This window comes from Methylibium sp. T29 (genome assembly GCF_000576205.1).
Classification (GTDB): domain Bacteria; phylum Pseudomonadota; class Gammaproteobacteria; order Burkholderiales; family Burkholderiaceae_C; genus Methylibium; species Methylibium petroleiphilum.
Window position 1 is genome coordinate 1 of record NZ_AZND01000580.1, and the last position, 703, is coordinate 703.

1 protein-coding gene is annotated in these 703 nt (G+C 75.2%); it reads left to right on the top strand.

Going from position 1 to position 703, the window contains the following annotated elements:
* Window positions 1–645, top strand: a 645-nt coding sequence (locus tag x551_RS22940; RefSeq protein WP_051512323.1) for a flagellar assembly protein FliH, incomplete at its 5' end; no start/stop codon positions are given.
* Window positions 646–703: the final 58 nt, after the last annotated feature.

Here is a 703-nt window from a genome sequence, read left to right on the forward strand (position 1 = left end):
AGCAGCTTCGGCGGCGCACCGCAGAACCCGGCGGCCCCGGCACCCGCCGCGCCGCTGACGCCCGAACTGGTGGCCGCGCAGTTGCAGGCCGCGCGCCAGAGCGGCTACCAGGACGGCTACCGCGACGGTCTGACCGCACTCGAAGGTTTCAAGCAGAGCTACGCCCAGCAGGTGACTGGCCAGGTCACCGCCGTGGCGCAGGCCTTCCGCGGCCAGCTCCAGCAACTCGAACAGGGCCTGGCCGCGCAGCTCGCGGAGGTGGCCGTCGCGCTGGCGCGCCAGGTGCTGCGCAGCGAACTGGCAACGCGCCCCGAGCTGGTGGCGGCGGTGGCCCAGGAGGCGCTGGTCGCCACGCTGGCCTCGGCCAAGCAGGTGGCGGTGCACGTGCATCCCGAGGACCTCGCCTTGTTGAGCCTGCACGCCGGCGAGGCGCTGGCCGCGCGCGGCGCGCGCCTGGTGCCCGATGCGGCCCTGGCCCGCGGCGGCTGCGTGGTCGACAGCGAGGTCGGCATCATCGATGCCAGCATCGAGGCGCGCTGGCGCCGTGCCATGGACGGCATGGGACAGCGCGCTGCCTACGAGGTGGCGCCATCGGCCGACGACGCGGCCGCTCCGGTGACCGACGAGAACGGGGCGGGCGCATGAACGCCCCGACCGAAGGCTGGCTGCCCGCCGCAACGCCGGCGACCGAGCGCCCTGCGGC